The sequence below is a fragment of the Cytophagaceae bacterium genome (assembly GCA_016722655.1).
In the GTDB taxonomy this organism is placed as follows: Bacteria; Bacteroidota; Bacteroidia; order Cytophagales; family Spirosomataceae; genus Leadbetterella.
Map to the genome: position 1 here is coordinate 46797 of JADKIR010000004.1, position 16114 is coordinate 62910.

At 36.2% G+C, this 16114-nt stretch carries 18 protein-coding genes; 6 read left to right on the forward strand and 12 right to left on the reverse strand.

The genetic code is table 11. The features are described from left to right. Window positions 1-151 precede the first annotated feature (151 nt). The 5 genes from IPP61_00780 to IPP61_00800 all read right to left on the reverse strand — a co-directional run bounded on the left by IPP61_00780 (window position 152) and on the right by IPP61_00800 (window position 3973). Window positions 152-1258: an MFS transporter gene (locus tag IPP61_00780; protein MBL0323716.1), complete on the reverse strand. Its 1107-nt coding sequence runs from the start codon at window positions 1256-1258 to the stop codon at window positions 152-154. A gap of 90 nt (window positions 1259-1348) precedes the next feature. Then, entirely contained in the window at window positions 1349-1705 is a 357-nt protein-coding gene (folB, locus tag IPP61_00785; GenBank protein ID MBL0323717.1) for a dihydroneopterin aldolase, read from the reverse strand. Between the two features lie 5 nt (window positions 1706-1710). Further along, complete coding sequence (locus tag IPP61_00790) at window positions 1711-2934, reverse strand: DivIVA domain-containing protein (GenBank protein MBL0323718.1); 1224 nt, start codon at window positions 2932-2934, stop codon at window positions 1711-1713. 134 nt (window positions 2935-3068) lie between these two features. Next, window positions 3069-3542 (reverse strand): hypothetical protein, encoded by a 474-nt coding sequence (locus IPP61_00795; GenBank protein ID MBL0323719.1) that lies wholly within the window; start codon window positions 3540-3542, stop codon window positions 3069-3071. Window positions 3543-3580: 38 nt separating this feature from the next. After that, window positions 3581-3973 (reverse strand): hypothetical protein, encoded by a 393-nt coding sequence (locus IPP61_00800; GenBank protein ID MBL0323720.1) that lies wholly within the window; start codon window positions 3971-3973, stop codon window positions 3581-3583. A gap of 47 nt (window positions 3974-4020) precedes the next feature. On the opposite strand from IPP61_00800, the gene IPP61_00805 reads away from it, so the two are divergent. Further along, complete coding sequence (locus tag IPP61_00805) at window positions 4021-4644, forward strand: 4'-phosphopantetheinyl transferase superfamily protein (GenBank protein MBL0323721.1); 624 nt, start codon at window positions 4021-4023, stop codon at window positions 4642-4644. Here IPP61_00805 and ytxJ read toward each other — a convergent pair. Together ytxJ and IPP61_00815 are read right to left on the reverse strand one after the other, a co-directional pair. Further along, entirely contained in the window at window positions 4641-4979 is a 339-nt protein-coding gene (ytxJ, locus tag IPP61_00810) for a bacillithiol system redox-active protein YtxJ (protein ID MBL0323722.1), read from the reverse strand. The genes IPP61_00805 and ytxJ overlap by 4 nt on opposite strands. A gap of 102 nt (window positions 4980-5081) precedes the next feature. Then, complete coding sequence (locus IPP61_00815; GenBank protein ID MBL0323723.1) at window positions 5082-5918, reverse strand: pantoate--beta-alanine ligase; 837 nt, start codon at window positions 5916-5918, stop codon at window positions 5082-5084. Window positions 5919-5987: 69 nt separating this feature from the next. Here IPP61_00815 and IPP61_00820 point away from each other — a divergent pair, with 69 nt between their 5' ends. Next, window positions 5988-6605 carry a M23 family metallopeptidase gene (locus tag IPP61_00820; protein MBL0323724.1) on the forward strand — a complete coding sequence of 206 codons (618 nt, stop codon included), beginning with the start codon at window positions 5988-5990 and terminating at the stop codon, window positions 6603-6605. A gap of 48 nt (window positions 6606-6653) precedes the next feature. On the opposite strand, the gene glmS is transcribed toward IPP61_00820, so the two are convergent. From glmS to IPP61_00840, 4 genes are all read right to left on the reverse strand, one after another. Continuing rightward, the gene (gene glmS / locus IPP61_00825; protein MBL0323725.1) at window positions 6654-8492 is read right to left on the reverse strand and encodes a glutamine--fructose-6-phosphate transaminase (isomerizing); all 1839 of its coding nucleotides are present in this window, start codon (window positions 8490-8492) and stop codon (window positions 6654-6656) included. Window positions 8493-8855: 363 nt separating this feature from the next. Then, window positions 8856-10196, reverse strand: coding sequence for a DUF4270 family protein (locus IPP61_00830; GenBank protein ID MBL0323726.1), 1341 nt, complete (start codon window positions 10194-10196; stop codon window positions 8856-8858). Between the two features lie 7 nt (window positions 10197-10203). Next, window positions 10204-11013: a glycogen/starch synthase gene (locus IPP61_00835; GenBank protein MBL0323727.1), complete on the reverse strand. Its 810-nt coding sequence runs from the start codon at window positions 11011-11013 to the stop codon at window positions 10204-10206. Between the two features lie 223 nt (window positions 11014-11236). Next, entirely contained in the window at window positions 11237-12652 is a 1416-nt protein-coding gene (locus IPP61_00840) for a M61 family metallopeptidase (GenBank protein MBL0323728.1), read from the reverse strand. 86 nt (window positions 12653-12738) lie between these two features. On the opposite strand from IPP61_00840, the gene rpmH reads away from it, so the two are divergent. Further along, complete coding sequence (gene rpmH / locus IPP61_00845; protein ID MBL0323729.1) at window positions 12739-12894, forward strand: 50S ribosomal protein L34; 156 nt, start codon at window positions 12739-12741, stop codon at window positions 12892-12894. Window positions 12895-12959: 65 nt separating this feature from the next. Further along, window positions 12960-13370 (forward strand): ribonuclease P protein component, encoded by a 411-nt coding sequence (rnpA, locus tag IPP61_00850; GenBank protein ID MBL0323730.1) that lies wholly within the window; start codon window positions 12960-12962, stop codon window positions 13368-13370. Here rnpA and IPP61_00855 read toward each other — a convergent pair. Then, complete coding sequence (locus IPP61_00855; protein ID MBL0323731.1) at window positions 13324-13698, reverse strand: hypothetical protein; 375 nt, start codon at window positions 13696-13698, stop codon at window positions 13324-13326. The two genes, rnpA and IPP61_00855, sit on opposite strands and share 47 nt — an antisense overlap. Before the next feature lie 66 nt (window positions 13699-13764). On the opposite strand from IPP61_00855, the gene IPP61_00860 reads away from it, so the two are divergent. Continuing rightward, window positions 13765-15426 (forward strand): S41 family peptidase, encoded by a 1662-nt coding sequence (locus tag IPP61_00860; protein ID MBL0323732.1) that lies wholly within the window; start codon window positions 13765-13767, stop codon window positions 15424-15426. Then, entirely contained in the window at window positions 15427-16107 is a 681-nt protein-coding gene (tsaB, locus tag IPP61_00865; protein ID MBL0323733.1) for a tRNA (adenosine(37)-N6)-threonylcarbamoyltransferase complex dimerization subunit type 1 TsaB, read from the forward strand. Window positions 16108-16114: the final 7 nt, after the last annotated feature.

Genomic DNA, 16114 nt, shown 5'->3' on the forward strand with positions numbered 1-16114 from the left:
GGCATTTTGCCATAAAATCAGCTTATTCTATAAAAAGTAATTATGAATATTTTTGAAAATCTAATTTTCTGATTACTGAATAAAATATTTGGTTTTTGTAAAAAGAAAAAAACTGTAGAAAGAAAAAAATGATGACATGATACACTTTGGCTCAAAAAAGTTTGGGACCGGATTTTGTTTTTTTGTAAACAAAAACCAGATAAATCAGTGCCAGAGAAGTGATAAAAGTTGAGAACAGAAACGTATAACTTATATTTTGAATATTATTTTGATAAATAAATGTAGGCAATAATGCTCCAAATCCAATTCCCGCTTCCAAAGCAATATACATGGTAGCTACGGCCTTCCCTCTGTTTTTGTCTTCACACAAATCGATTGTCCACGCTTGTGTGATGGGTGAAACAATGCCCATTCCGATACCAAACAAAACAGCAGAAATACTAAAAATGTAAATATTTTTTGAAAATGAAATCACAAGCATGGCAATAACCAAAATCAAAGCTCCAAGTTTTAGAATCTGCACCCGGCCGACTTTGTCAGACCACTTTCCGGCTAGAAACCGAATTGCAATTGATGAAATTGTGAAAATCAAAAAATAGAATCCTTTGTTGGCCACACCGATACTCTGGCTCAAATCAGGCACGAGCGTCACGATTGTGCCATAGGCAAAAGAAGTAAAAAACACAACAACAACTACCGGAAAAACACTAAAATCAAAGATTTCACTTCGATTCAAGGCCAAATGTGAGATACTGAATTTTTCTTTTCTGGTTTTGGGAAGAGTTTCTTTCATATTAAGCAAAATGGCAATTGAAAGAAAAGAAAGTAAGGATGACAAGTAAAAAAGTACATTGATATCAAAATACTGAACCACCCATCCACCCAATGCAGGACCAAAAGCCATCCCCAGACTTCCAATAAGACCATGCATACCGAGAGTTTCACCCCTGCGGTTTACTGGCACAATATCAGCAATATAGGCGGCAGTGCCGGTAGGTTTAAAACCGGTTGAAAATCCATGAACCAATCGCAAAAGTAAAAATGGGAGCACAGTGGTGGTAATCGGATATATAAATCCGGCCACAAAACACACCAATGAACCAAAAGCCATTACAGGAATTCTCCCAATCTTATCGGTAAGTTTACCACTAAAAGGCCTGGAGAGTCCGGCGGTAAGCGTAAAAAGTGCAATAATCAAGCCTTTGAATTCGCCTCCTCCCATTTTTTCGAGATAAGATGGCAACTCAGGAATGAGCATATTAAAAGAAGCAAAAAACAAAAAACTGCTAGTGCTTAATAACCAAAACTGAAGAGTAAAAACCGGCTCTTTGGAATTCAAAATATATTTTTAGAAACTTTCTTCTATCGTTACTTTGGCCTTATTGCATACTCCTCCGATGGGCGGATTAAACTTTGAAACCACAACTCTGATCTTATTTACGTTGGCAAATTCAACTTTGAGAGATTCAATAATATCATAAGCAACATGCTCGAGAAGCCGGTGCTTTTGAGCCATCACACTACTTACTTTTTGGTAAATAATGCCGTAATCGATTGTATCTTTCAATTTATCAGAGCTTGCCGGCAATTTCAGATTGGTATCAAGATAAAGATCAATTGAGTATTTGTTTCCAATTTTTTGCTCTTCATCAAAATGCCCGTGATAAGCAAAAAACTCCATGCCTTCGAGGGCTATCTGGTCCATGAATATTAGTTGAGATTGTCAAAAAACGAACCCGTTTGTTTTTTTTCAGCAATATAGTCAGCTGCCGATTTCATTTCTTTAGATGAACCTTCAGCTTTTTCCCCTTTTTCGGTCATTGCTTTTCTTATAGCAGCTTTCACTTTGTTGACTTTATCCAGCATTTCTTCGGTATTGCCCGACTCTGACTGCGAAGGCTTATATTCTGCTTCTTCTTTAGGTTTCTCCTGAGGGGCTCTGCCTGCTATCAGGTAACTTTTTAACTCTTCCAGCTTTTCCCATTCACCTTTATTGGCAAGTTCGGCTTGCTCAATCCATGTGCCCGGGTCGTGGGAGGCAAACTGTGGTCCACCGGCATCCAAAATATCTCTAATTCTGTACAATGGGGTATTAACTAGATCACGGAAAGAAATAATATGAGCTTTATTGAGCAGTTCTTTTATTTTTGGACCGATACCTTCAATTATTTCAAGATTGGTTTTATCGTCGCTTGTTTCTAAAGAAATATCATTTACGGCTGATGAAAAACTCAGACCATGGTTTTCTTCCTCTTCCTCCTCTGTGATTGTTTCTTCTTCCAACTGGGCATCAGGTGCGGGCAGATCTTCAATTGTTTCGGGTTCAACTGAAGTTTCGAATAAAGGCTCAACAACAAGTTCGGTGGGTTCTGCTTTTACTATCTCCTCTTTTTCAGTTTCAATTACGGCTTTTTCTAAAGGTGCTATTTGATTTTGGGCAACAATCTGCGTAGCGTCAAATGCTATTTGCTTCAATTGATTAAGTAAATCGGCTTTTTGCATCTCAAGTCCCGAAAATTGTTTTTCCAAAGATGAAAATTCCAATTTAGCCGAATTCTGAATTTCAAATGCTTTTTGCTGAGCTTCTTCTATTAGTGTTTGTGCTGTATTTTCAGCATCTGCCAGTATGGCTCCCACTTTTTGTTCAGCATCCTGTATTTTTCGATTAGCTTCCTGATTGGCCGTGTCGGTAATCCGGCTACTTGTATCTTCGGCAGTACGCAGGGTTTTAATCAGAGTCATCTCTACTTCACGTAGCTTTGAAGCTTCCTTTTCCGAAATCTCCAGCTGCATTTTCAGCATTTTGAGCTCATTAAGCATCCTTTCCCATTCCTGCGATATATTGGAAAGAAAATGATTTACCTCTTCAATATTATAACCTCTGAATGATTTTTCGAACTCGTGCTGCTTAATTTCTAATGATGTAATTTTCATTTTTGTTTGTTTAGGAAATCCCACTGTTAATAGACCTGACACATTGCCAATTTACAAAAAAATCAGCTTTCAATAACTATAAACGAAAGCCTGATTGTTTATTTTTCACAAAATAACAAAAAAATGAAAATATATTAAAATAAATTCCACAGCGAAATGTTCCGGTCGTCACTGGCAGAGAGCAATTGTTGGCTTTCAGAGTTCCATAATATTCGGTTAATTGAGCTATTATGTGAGGCATGCCGGCCTTTGTCAATTACTTTTTTGAGTTTAAAATCGTTTATATCCCAGAGTTTGATCGTTTTATCCATACTGCAGGATGCTATTAAACCGACCTCCTGTAGCACTTCAAGGTGGTTTATAGCATAAATATGAGCCGGAATTTTTTCTATTTTTTCAAAATCGTTTTCTGTATCCCAAACAATGATTTTGGCATCTCTTCCGGCAGAAACCAGTAGTTTTTTATCTTCTAAAAAAATTAATGAAAAAACTGAATTTTCGTGCCCCGAAAGGATTTTTTTTAATTTCAAATTATTCAAATCAAAAATCCGTATTGAAAAATCAGAATATGCAACGGCAATCTCCTGACTTATGGGTAAAATCGCCATTGATCTTGCACTTTTATCAGAATAAGCCGGATGAGTTTTTATAGAAAAGTCCTTGGTGGAGACTTGGTGAAAGTTGCTTTTATTATCAGAAAAAACACGTTTTCATCAAAAGTCTTTATGTCAAAAACTGAGACCCCAGGCAGATGATTTGTATGAACAATTTGCCTGGATTCCACATCCACCCAATGCACTCCAACCTGATTATCAGGCACTATTAGCAGGTTTTTAGCAGCAAAGTAGTTTAAAGTGTAAGCATTATTATTCAGCTTTACCACTGGGTAGCCCTCATCTGGATTATTAATATCCCACCTCACTACATAGCCATCACCTGCCACAGAGTAAAAAACATCTGAATTTTCACCATTTGCAAGACCGTAAACACTACTTTTGTGTCCAATAAATGTTTGGAGTTTTTTGATGTTGAATTCCAAAATATTAAATTATTTTTATTCCTGAAAAAGCATTTTCAAATTAAAACATGCCATTACTTTTTAACAAAGAAATTGAGAATGAAATTCACTTTCTGATTTGGGAATTGACCGAATCTTTAGATGAACTCCTGTCTGTAAGCCAATTGAGCTCTGATGATAAAGAGACATATTCAGAAATTTCTCATCTTCAAAAACAAATCGAATTTCTGGCAGGCAGATTGGCCATAAAAAAACTTTGTGAAATAGAAAATATCAGTTTTGAAGGCATAATAAAAGACGAAAATGGCAAACCATTCCTGAAAAATTCGGAATTTGAAATGTCAATTTCGCATACGATAAATTACATCGGAGTGATTATGAAAAAAAACTCAGCGATTGGAATTGATATCGAGAAACCTCGTACTCAACTTTTAAAAATCGTGCCCAGACTTTTTAGCCCAATTGAAGTAGCATTTATCGACAATGAAATTGAAAAAGCAACTTTGTATTGGTCGGCCAAAGAGGCTCTTTATAAGCTATATGGCAAACGAAAAGTAGATTTCAGAGAAAATCTGTTTTTAGATTGGGAAGATGGAAAACTATTTGGAGAAATAAAAATGCCCGACTATGAAGCCAGGCACAAAATTATTTTTTTCCCATTGGGACAATACCTAACCGTAATTGCCCATTAAATTTTTTCCAGAATTTCCTCCAGATTAATTCCATAATGTGATTCATCATAAATCACTTCACCATTTTTCAGGACAATAATCTGCGGTGATTCATGTTGCACACCAAATTTAGTTGCTACGTGATTAGAAATTTGCCTCAGATTTATCAGATCCAGATAATATACTTTCAGGTTTTTATGGTCTGTTACTTTGCTCCAGGCTCTCTCAAAACGGTCTTTGGCAGTAGAACTAATCGGACAGCGGATACTGTGTTTAAAAATCGCTACTGGCTGTGTTTTTGATTCTTCTGATATTTCGTCTAGCTGAGTTATTTCGTTTAAAATATTCCAGTTCATTAATCTTTCTTTTTTAAAATTTAATTTTTGAAAAAGTGAAAAGCCGAAAAAAACTTCCAACCATTCTCTTTACATTTTTAACTTCTACAAATGGTTTTTAGTTCAGAAAACCAGGTTATCAATGAGCCTGACCTCTTCTAAAAAAACAGCCAAAACTATCGCAGTTTTCTTATGAGGCTCATAGCTATCGATTGAATTTAAAGTTTCAAAATCAACGATTTCGTAATATTCAGGCGTAAAATACGATTTTTCGGAAAACTCCTTTGAAATCTTTTTCTTCACTTCGGAAACCGGCAAATCTTCCCTGAGAAGTTTTTCACCCATTTTTAGTGACTGATATAAAAATGCTGCCCGAGCCTTTCCGTTTTCCGAGAGCCTTCTATTACGTGACGACATCGCCAATCCTGATTCTTCTCTGACTGTATCACAAATAATTAATTCCAAATCAAAACTCAGATCTTTAACCATACGATTTACTACCGCACATTGTTGCAAATCTTTTTGCCCAAAATAAGCCTTGGTTGGTTTTACGATATGAAATAACTTGCTCACCACTATTCCCACTCCATTGAAATGTCCCGGACGGAATTCGCCTTCCAGTTTGGTTTCCAAATCGCCAAAATCCAGTTTAATTTTTGGTAAAGCAGGATACATTTCTTCTGCTGAGGGTGCAAAAACCAGGTCACAGCCGGCATCTTCGAGCATTTTACAATCTTCTTCCAGTGTTCTGGGATATTTTTTCAGGTCTTCGGGATTGTTAAATTGGGTAGGATTAACAAATACGCTACAAACTGTAAAGTCATTTTCTTTAACAGATCTTTTTACCAACTCTATATGGCCGGCATGCAATGCACCCATGGTTGGTACAAAGCCTATTTGAGATCCAGATTGACTTTTTATGAATTGTTGCGTCTCAAGAATGGTGTTAAAGATTCTCATGAATTTTGAGGTTAATACGTTTCTGCTGGCAATTTCGCCCTATTTTTTGTATTTTTGTGAGATTTTTCAATGAAAATAATGTTCAAAAAAGTTTTATTTATTCTATTACTAAGTTTTTCGGCCTTCGCTCAGTATGAGGTAAAAAAAACTATTCCTACTGATGCTGATCTGGACATTGAAGACTATTGGGAAACAGAACTGAGTCCGATTACAGACCAAAATGAAGTGGTAAGTTTCATTCACAACGACTCATTCAATTATTTTTTTATCGATAATATTCCCGGAGGTAATCCCTTGGCAAGAGAGATTTCTGTGAACTCATTTTACGGTGCACGCCTGCATCCAATTCATAAAATCCTGAAGTTTCACAGAGGAATTGATCTCAAAGGTGTGAACGGTGAAATTGCGGTTGCCAGTGGAAACGGCAAAGTGATTGAAACCGGCTTTAAGGAAGACCTTGGTAACTACATAAAAATAAGCCACAAATATGGTTTTGAATCCATTTATGGCCACTTAAGTAAGATTTCTGTAAAAAAAGGACAGAATGTAAAAAAAGGACAGACAATTGGAAAAGTAGGACAAACCGGCAAAGTAACCGGGCCACATCTTCATTATACCCTCAAGAAAAACGGGGAATATTTTGATCCTTTTGATTTTCTGTTCATGAATTTCCAGAAAAACTGGTAAAAAAAAGAGGCTCCGGATTTATAAAACCAAGAGCCTCAATTCAAAATATTATTCTACTGTCACCGACTTAGCTAAATTCCTTGGCTGGTCAACGTTTCTGCCTCTCAATACAGCAATATAGTAAGACAACAATTGCAATGGTATCACAGTAAGCAACGGCTGCAAAATCTCATGGGTTTTAGGCACTTCAATTGCAAAATCAACCATTCCTTTCACGTCTTTGTCGCCTTCAGAAACAATCGCAATTACACGTCCCTTTCTGGCTTTTACCTCCTGAATATTTGATACTACTTTTTCATAACTGCTGTCTTTGATAGCAATAAATACTACAGGCATATCTTCGTCAATCAGGGCGATAGGGCCATGTTTCATCTCAGCGGCAGGATAACCTTCTGCATGAATATATGAAATTTCCTTAAGTTTCAAAGCACCTTCAAGGGCAACCGGAAAATTTAATCCGCGGCCAAGAAAAATGAAATTTGAAGCAAATGTGAAAAGTTTTGATATATCTTTTATTTCTTCAGATTTTTCCAGAATTTTCTCTACTTTTTCAGGAATTGCTGCCATCTCGATTAACAACTGGCGATAAGTTTCATCACTCAAAGTGCCTTTGGCATGAGCTGTGGCGATGGCCATCATGGTCAATACTGTAACCTGTGCAGTAAACGCTTTGGTACTAGCCACCCCGATTTCAGGGCCGGCATGGGTATAAACACCTGCTTCGGTTATGCGTGAAATAGAAGAACCTACCACATTACAAACACCCAGAATGACCGCACCTTTGCTTTTGGCCATTTCCAGAGCAGCGAGTGTATCGGCAGTCTCACCTGATTGAGATATTGCTATTACAAAATCACCTTCTTTAATGATGGGATTACGATATCTAAACTCTGAGGCATACTCTACCTCTACGTTGATTCTGGCCAGTTCTTCAAATAAATATTCGCCAACCAGTCCCGCATGCCATGAAGTGCCACAAGCAACAAAAACTATTCTTTTAGCTTTTGCCAATTTGCCTATATGGTTTCTCAGGCCGCCCAATTGAATCAAAGCATCTTCGGCATTTACTCTTCCTCTCAAACAATCAGCGATAGATTTGGGTTGTTCAAAAATTTCTTTGAGCATAAAATGATCAAATCCACCTTTTTCAATAGCTTCAAGTTCAAGCTCTACTGTTTGAATTTCAGGATCTTGTTCTTCGTTCTGGAGGTTTTTAATAGTCAAACCTTCCTGATTTACAATAGCAATTTCGAGGTCATCGAGATAAACTACTTCTTTGGTGTATTCAATAATCGGTGTGGCGTCAGAAGCAAAGAAGTATTCCTCATGACCAACCCCAATCACCAATGGGCTGCCTTTCCGAGCAGCTACCAGTTGTCCAGGATTATCTTTATCCAAAACCACTATGGCATAGGCACCTACTACATCTTTGAGGGCATATCTAACCGCATCGGGCAATTCACAATTTTTGGTTTTTTGAATTTCCTCGATAAAATTTACCAAAACCTCTGTATCAGTCTGGCTTTTGAAATCGTAGCCTTTATTGATGAGCATTTGCTTCAAAGAAGCATAGTTTTCGATGATTCCATTGTGAATAATCGCAAGCTTACCGCTGTTTGATTTATGAGGGTGGGCATTGGTGTCGTTAGGCTCTCCATGTGTTGCCCATCTTGTATGGCCAATTCCAATATTTCCGAGATTTTTTTGATTGGCTAAGACACCCTCAAGATCTTTAACTTTCCCTTTTTTCTTAAATACAGACAGCTCTTCATTTGTAATTACTGCAATTCCTGAACTATCATATCCCCTATATTCTAATCTTTTTAAACCTTTTACAATAAGTGGAGCGGCTTCTCTCGAACCCACATAAGCAACTATTCCACACATAAATTTTTACTTTGTAGAGTGTTAAAACAAATCATATTTCCTGCAAAAATATATAATTAAAAAACAAAGCGACTAAGTAGAATTTTTAAATATTTTTAAGAAAAGAATCAAATTATTAATATATTTTATTTCAAATTTAGAAACTATCATAAATACCTATAATTCAATTATTTATATTGGTTTTTAGATATATACACAATCCTAAAAGCTTGTTATTTTTTAAAAAAAAATTGATTTTGCGGTAAAATAATAATTGTATTTTTTCAATATTAAATTTACAACCTTCTCCAATTTAAGGAAAATAATAGAAAAAAAATGGGAAAGATTGAAACCTTTCCCATTTTATATATGAAGTATTATTTTTTATTTACTGTAATAAAGTTTCAACTTAGGTTTTCTGAAAACAGACCTTCTTAGGTGATCATTGGTTAAAATTCCGTAGCCTTCTGTAGATGAGACCATTGCAGGTAAAATCAAAATAGACCCTATATCCAATCCTTTATTAATTTTATTTTGTAAAAAATGAGTAATATCAATATTAAGTGTGTTAGTTGTATCAACCAAACCATAAAGAAATCCAACTGTGGATAAGGTATTATTAATCAAATAATTTGGAAGATTACTACTATTTCTGGTTTGCTGATTTCGATCTCCGGCTTCGGCCAATACATAATTAAAAATCCTCGGAAAATCTTTTGTAGCAGAGCCATTGTCAATGTTTAACTCTAAAGTTGCTTTTTCAATCTTAAGATTTTTCGAAATTTTCGAAAGATTTTTAAAACCTATTTTTGTACTTAAACCTGTTCCGGCTTGAGCATATGAAAACCCTCCGGTTTCGACATTTGACACTTCATTGTTGGTATTGTTTAGTACCGAAAGTGAAGTTCCGGCTCTGTTAGCTATCACGCCTGAATGTCTGGCACCATTAAAATCAAAATATTCAACAGTAGAAGCGGTATCACCTTCAAAATGAAAATGTAATCCCAGATAAGAAGTTGAATTACCAAGAGGACCAGTATTAAAAGTATAAACTGCTTTAGCATCAGATTCGGGTTTGATCGCAAATCCTTTAAAATCAGCATTAAATTTAGTGTTATCATTATACCCGGTAACCCCAAGTGCAAGTAGTTCCCTGGCCATAGCAATTGGCAGTTTTATCGAATAAGCCACCAAAGAGTCATATTTATCTGTTTTAAAAGTAGCTGAACTCAACTTAAATTTTGCCAGAGGTTCATTTTCAATTTCCAACCTGTCGCTTCCATTATAATGTTTGACGGATTCCATCGAAGATTTCAAACGGTATAATCCAAATGAAGATTTACTTAAAGTATCTCCAAACATCAAACCCGTATTTACCAATCTCAAAACCAATGAATCTGCAATTGCTGAAGATGAAACTTTAAAAGTATCAATTACAGTCGAGGATGAATAATAAGCAATAGTAGGCTGAAGATATGCAACTGAATTTATGGTACCGGTATAAGGATCTCTGAGATTACCAGCCATTACAAAAGCCCCATTACCATTATAAGTAGAGTCAGCCAAAACGGTAGAAACATCAAGACTTAGGGTATCGGTATAAACAGACTGACCATTTGTTTCGGTCAAATCAAGACCAATACCTATGGGATTTTCACACGAAAATAGCCCTAAAGCAAAAACCAGCAATACCAGTTTGTGGAAGAGCACGAAAGTTTTTTTCATAAAAATATTAGTCGGCCAGCTCGGTATAAAGGTTAAAGAATGTTTCGGTGGCATTTTCGTCGTCAATAAAAGAGTCAATTTGTTTGCCGGCAGTTTCATTAAGTGCATTTTTGATAGTATCACTAAGTGAAGGGTTGGCTTTTACGACTACATCTGAGTATTCACATCCAATTTTGATAAAACCTAAAAAATCCTGCGATCGCAGATTGGCAAGGTTTTCATCTGTTACGTCCATCATCTTAACTTTTGGAAACATGTCTTCAGAGAATTTGTGATCAAAGACATTGTTATAAACCGAAAAGATAGTTTTTGTATTCTTAAAAATCGGATCGTTTTTATAGGTTGTTTTCAGATATAATGGCACCAGGGCTGTCATCCAGTCGGTACAATGTACAATATCAGGAGCCCATCCCAACTTCTTCACAGTTTCTAACGCCCCTTTGCAGAAAAATATTGCACGCTCATCGTTGTCATCATAAAAATTCCCATTTTTATCAGAAAATACGGTTTTTCTGTGGAAATAATCTTCATTGTCAAGAAAGTAAACCTGAAGTTTTGCAGAAGGAATAGATGCAACTTTAATAATCAAAGGTTTTTCCTCTTCACCTATCGAAATATTGATACCTGAAAGTCTCACTACCTCATGCAGCCTGTGTTTTCTTTCATTTATAAGCCCAAATCTGGGTATTAATATCCTGATCTCCATACCTCTCTCCTGCATTTCCTGTGGCAGCTTCCTTAACAAAGTGGCTATCTCAGATATTTCAAGGAAAGGATCGATTTCTGAAGATATGTATAAAATACGCAGTTTACTCATATATTAACTATTAAAAAACTTGAATTTGGGTGCAAAGATACTAAAAAAAAAATGATAAATATGCAAGTTTATCAAACAAAGGAATCCAAAATAGTCCAAAACAAGGCTTATTTGGGCATTTAGAAGCATTTTTCATTTTTTTTGACTTACTAAATAACCCGGTTTTTTACTCCGGTTTTCAAATATCAGGAGCTTATTTTTAGATAATCAGATAGTTATTAGGTCAAATTTGAATAAGTCTGATAGAACCTGTTTCATCGATATACTCCATTTTCAGACTCCAATAAGAAAGAAATCCATTGGTCTTATCAAAAATTGGTTCAGCACTTTCAATGAAGTACATAAAGAATTCTTCCAAACTCCCCCCATTCACTTTTTCTGCTATAGATTTGATGTCATTGTAAGTGTAGCCTTTTTTCTTTTTTTTGCCAAAAAGTCTCCATAACTCACGCATTACATCGTCGAGGCTACGCTTTTCTGAAGTATTTCTTCTGATACTGATATCCAAAACCATAGCTGCTATAGCACCTTTATTATATACACTAACTTTCTTTTTGGGAGTACCTTTTTCGTAACCATCGACCCATAAATCAAAACTACTCTCTAAAAGGGATTGACAGGCATTGTCGGCCTCATCAAAATGTCTTTTCAGAGTGGTTTCGAGCTCGTGAAGATATTGAGAATAGTCAATTACTCCTGATTCCAGTAATATCCTGTCTCCGTAATAGGTTGTAAAACCTTCAGCCACAAAACAGGTTTCGAAATAGTTTTCCCTTGTAAAATCATAAGGTAGAAGCTCGGCCGGACGAATTTTGGCGATATTCCAGGCATGAAAAAGCTCATGAGAAGCCAATCCCAATAAGTCATAATAATAAGACTGTGGCAAAACACCTTCATGCCCAAGAACCATCACCGTATTGGCGGCATGCTCAACACCATGATAATAAGTTTGATTGGGCACTAATAGGTAAAAATGATAGGAAGGTTCGGGGAATTCTCCGAAAAGTTGGATTTGGTATTCGGCAATTTTCTTTAAATCCTGAACCAAAAAAGGAAGAAAAATTTCGGTTTCGCCATAAAACCAAAAATTAAAGTCTGTTTCACCTACGCAAAATTGCTCATGAAAAAGGCCTGGTGACATAATCACAGGCGAATCAAACCATTCGTAATAATTTGTGGGTGATAAAAACAACCTGCCAACCTCCTCTTTAGCATTTAATGAACAGGCAATTATTTCATTTTCATTCTTATCGATAAAAACGCTAAACGGTTTATTTATATCTTCAATCCGGAACAAAGTAAGATTAACCGGATTGAAATACACTAAATTTTGACTTAAAAACGAGCCACCGGCATTAAATTCGTTGGCAAAGTAACTGTAATGTACCTGGTATTTTTCTTTTGCGGGATTCAGAACCTTCCAGGTGTTTCTACCGGTCTTTTTCCAGTTAAGTTTTTGCCCGGAATCAGTTAAGGCATTGAAATCAATTATATTTTTTGCAAAATTTTGCAACTGATATCTGCCGGGTCTCCAGGCAGGAATTTCAAAAAAAACCTCAGATTTACTTCCCTTTTCAATACTGATTTTGATGTGGATCAATTGTTTATCTTTAGAAAAAGAAAAAAAATAAGTAATCATTCTAAAAGGATTTTTGAAATTTAAAAAAAACTGCTACCTTTGCAGTCCGAATTTGAATCGAGGAACAAATTTAATATAAAAAGATAATGAAGCGTACATTCCAACCATCGAATAGAAAGCGTGCCAACAAGCATGGATTCCGTGAGCGTATGTCAACACCAGGCGGAAAAAGGGTTTTGAGAGCACGTAGAGCCAGAGGCAGATGGAAACTTTCAGTATCTGACGAAAAAACTCATAAATAATATTGAGTAATCGTCAGATTATTAAGATATTAGCCGCTTATGCGGCTTTTTTTATTTAGTGCAAAGTGAAAAATACATTTGGCAAGGATGAAAAAATAAAAAGTACGAAGGTAATATCGGCGTTATTTGACCGAAATACACCTTCCAATGCTTCTTTTTTGGTGTATCCAATCAAAGTGGTGTATTTTTTTGAACAAAATCAGGAAGATGATACTGAAATCAATTTACCTAAAGTGATGGTTTCGGTTCCAAAAAGAAAATTTAAAAGAGCTGTCGACCGAAATCTGATCAAAAGAAGGTTGAGAGAAGCCTATCGATTAAATAAAGTTGTTTTCGAAAAACCACTGAACATAGCATTCATATATGTCGCCTCGGAAATTCTGACTTTCGAAAAAATTGAAATCGCAATGCGAAATTGTCTGAAAAAAATCAAAAACGATAAATCAAAGACACAACCAATCCCGGAAAAAGAATAGGGAAAAATGAAATATGTGAAACAAAAATAGCCTGATCAGGCATTTTGGCCGTCAAACCTAAACCTACTAAAGCCCAATATCCTGCGATGACAATCATTAACTGCAAAAAAGTAAACACCCACCCTTTTTTATGAGCCGTTAAACCAAACCAGAATGAAAACAAAACCATAAAAAACAATGGGATATACAAGCTTATTGAGATATGGATAATGTAAATCAGAAAAATTGCCGCGAGCAAGGCAATGAAAAAATTTTGAAAGAAACTTATTTTCGGCAAAATATTGATATTAATTTGGGCAAAATTAGGAAAAATTAAAGGCGTTTTCATTTTGTTTTTCCTATAAAAAATAAGTTTGGACTATAATTTGCGTTTCTAAATAAAAAATCAAGCTGAATGAATTTTCTCCGTAAAACATATACAAAGGTTCTTTTTATAGTATTTCTAATCTCAGGAATTGCGTTTTCGGCTTACAAAACCGACGACCGATTATTTGAAATTGCCAAAAATCTGGACGTTTTTGCGACACTTTACAAAGAGCTCAACGCTTCTTATGTGGATGAAATTAATCCAACCAAAGCCATGCGGATTGGGATTCAGGCCATGTTGAAAGAACTAGACCCTTACACGGTTTTTTATCCTGAAGACGAAATCGAAGATTATTTTACGATGAATGTAGCCGCATATAATGGAATTGGTGCTACGATTGAGCATTTTGAAGGTAATCATCTTATTGTGATGCTTTATGAAAATTCTCCAGCTGACAAATCAGGCCTAAAAATTGGCGATAAAATACTAAAAATCAATGGCGTAGATATAACCAACCGATCTGAGGCAGAATTTGGCCGGCTACTTAAAGGCCAGACGGGCACAAGTGTAAAATTACAATTGACTCGTTTTGGGCAAAACAAGCCCATGGAAATCACCGTTAGTCGGGATGTAATAAAAACTCCGAATGTACCTCATTATGGAATGATCAAAGAAGATGTGGGCTATATTCAATTGACAGATTTTAGCCAAACCGCAGCCAAAGAAATAAAAAATGCCACCATCGAGCTTAAAGATAAGGGCATGAAAAGTTTGGTTTTGGATTTACGTGGAAATCCCGGCGGACTACTTCAAATGGCAGTTGAAATTTGCAATTTTTATTTACCAAAAGGCAAACTGGTAGTAGAAACTCGTGGAAAAGTAAAAGAGTGGAATGCAAAATACGCTACTCAGGCTCAACCTCTTGATACTGATATGCCCATCGTAGTTCTGATCAATGGACGTAGTGCATCGGCTTCCGAAATCGTAAGTGGTACTCTTCAGGACTATGACAGAGCGGTACTGATTGGGCAAAGATCTTATGGCAAAGGTTTGGTGCAGATTACCAAAGACCTGACTTTTGGTACAAAAATGAAGGTAACCACCTCAAAATATTACATTCCATCAGGACGATGCATTCAGGCAATTGACTACGGCCACCGGAATCCGGATGGAACCTTTGCCAAGTTACCGGATTCGCTAAGGGTAGCTTTCGCAACAAAAAATGGTCGGAAAGTATGGGATGGAGCCGGAATTGACCCGGATATTGAAACCCGAAAAAATATCAAAAGCGAACTGCTGGCGGAGATGCAAAAACAAAAAATACTGTTTGATTACGCCACAAAATACTATTTTGAACATATCGACAAAAAACCTAAAGAGAACTTCAGCCTTACTGACCAGGAGGTGACAGCATTTGAAAACTGGCTAAAAACCAGCAAATTAAAATATCAGACTTCTGAACAAAAACAATTAGAATTATTACAGAAAAGCACTCAGACTTCCGGGGATTTTGATAAAATAAAAACCAATCTCTCAGAAATTAAAAAGATAGTTGATGCTCAAGCCAATGCCCAACTCCAAAAAGACATGAGTCAGATAAAAGAACAACTTGAAATGGAGATTTTGGGAAGATTTTATTATCAGAAAGCAATGAAATTTGTTTCTTTCGAAAAAGACGAAGACATACAGGAGGCATTGAGGTTATTCAAGAACCCAGAAAAATATAAATCAATTTTAGCCGGAAAATAAATGGCAAATATTTTAAGTATCGATGCCTCCACCAATGGGTGCTCAGTGGCAGTTTTTGAAAATGAAAGTTTACTTGCCTCAAGCGAATCCCGAACCGAGAGATCATCTGCCGAATATCTTACGACAATGATTGACCACGTGCTGGAAATGGGACGAGTGGCTTTTGCCCAACTTGATGCCATCGCTGTAGCCAAAGGGCCGGGAAGCTATACAGGTTTGAGAATAGCGGTGAGTACTGCAAAAGGTCTCGCTTTTGCTCTGGACAAGCCTTTACTGTCATACAATACACTGACGGGCTTAGTTTCACAAATAGCTGATATAAAAGATGATACTGATCTTTTTTGCCCTATGATAGATGCCAGGCGAATGGAAGTGTATTGTGGTTTTTTCGACAAAAATGGCCGGCAAGTCATAGAGACCACTGCCGAAATAATTGAAGAGGAAAGCTTTAAAGATATACTTGACAAGAATATTGTGACATTTATAGGGGAAGGCAGTAAAAAATGCATCGGGGTTATTAATCATCCCAACGCAAGGTTTATTGAAAATACGTTTTTCCCTTCGGCAAAATACTCAGGAAAGCTATGTTTTCAAAAATATACTTCAGGCGAATTCGAATCTCTTGAGGAATTTGAGCCTTATTATCTGAAAGAGTATATGTTTAAAACAAAAAAGCCCTGAAATTCAG

What these genes read in the sequence shown, in the direction of transcription:
- IPP61_00840 (MBL0323728.1), bottom strand. Translation starts at nt 12,652, where the DNA reads ATGATTACTTATTTTTTTTCTTTTTCTAAAGATAAACAATTGATCCAC.
- IPP61_00795 (MBL0323719.1), bottom strand. Translation starts at nt 3,542, where the DNA reads ATGGCGATTTTACCCATAAGTCAGGAGATTGCCGTTGCATATTCTGAT.
- ytxJ (MBL0323722.1), bottom strand. Translation starts at nt 4,979, where the DNA reads ATGAACTGGAATATTTTAAACGAAATAACTCAGCTAGACGAAATATCA.
- IPP61_00835 (MBL0323727.1), bottom strand. Translation starts at nt 11,013, where the DNA reads ATGAGTAAACTGCGTATTTTATACATATCTTCAGAAATCGATCCTTTC.
- IPP61_00780 (MBL0323716.1), bottom strand. Translation starts at nt 1,258, where the DNA reads ATGCTCATTCCTGAGTTGCCATCTTATCTCGAAAAAATGGGAGGAGGC.
- folB (MBL0323717.1), bottom strand. Translation starts at nt 1,705, where the DNA reads ATGGACCAGATAGCCCTCGAAGGCATGGAGTTTTTTGCTTATCACGGG.
- IPP61_00805 (MBL0323721.1), top strand. Translation starts at nt 4,021, where the DNA reads ATGCCATTACTTTTTAACAAAGAAATTGAGAATGAAATTCACTTTCTG.
- glmS (MBL0323725.1), bottom strand. Translation starts at nt 8,492, where the DNA reads ATGTGTGGAATAGTTGCTTATGTGGGTTCGAGAGAAGCCGCTCCACTT.
- tsaB (MBL0323733.1), top strand. Translation starts at nt 15,427, where the DNA reads ATGGCAAATATTTTAAGTATCGATGCCTCCACCAATGGGTGCTCAGTG.
- IPP61_00820 (MBL0323724.1), top strand. Translation starts at nt 5,988, where the DNA reads ATGAAAATAATGTTCAAAAAAGTTTTATTTATTCTATTACTAAGTTTT.
- IPP61_00815 (MBL0323723.1), bottom strand. Translation starts at nt 5,918, where the DNA reads ATGAGAATCTTTAACACCATTCTTGAGACGCAACAATTCATAAAAAGT.
- IPP61_00830 (MBL0323726.1), bottom strand. Translation starts at nt 10,196, where the DNA reads ATGAAAAAAACTTTCGTGCTCTTCCACAAACTGGTATTGCTGGTTTTT.
- IPP61_00790 (MBL0323718.1), bottom strand. Translation starts at nt 2,934, where the DNA reads ATGAAAATTACATCATTAGAAATTAAGCAGCACGAGTTCGAAAAATCA.
- IPP61_00860 (MBL0323732.1), top strand. Translation starts at nt 13,765, where the DNA reads ATGAATTTTCTCCGTAAAACATATACAAAGGTTCTTTTTATAGTATTT.
- rpmH (MBL0323729.1), top strand. Translation starts at nt 12,739, where the DNA reads ATGAAGCGTACATTCCAACCATCGAATAGAAAGCGTGCCAACAAGCAT.
- IPP61_00855 (MBL0323731.1), bottom strand. Translation starts at nt 13,698, where the DNA reads ATGAAAACGCCTTTAATTTTTCCTAATTTTGCCCAAATTAATATCAAT.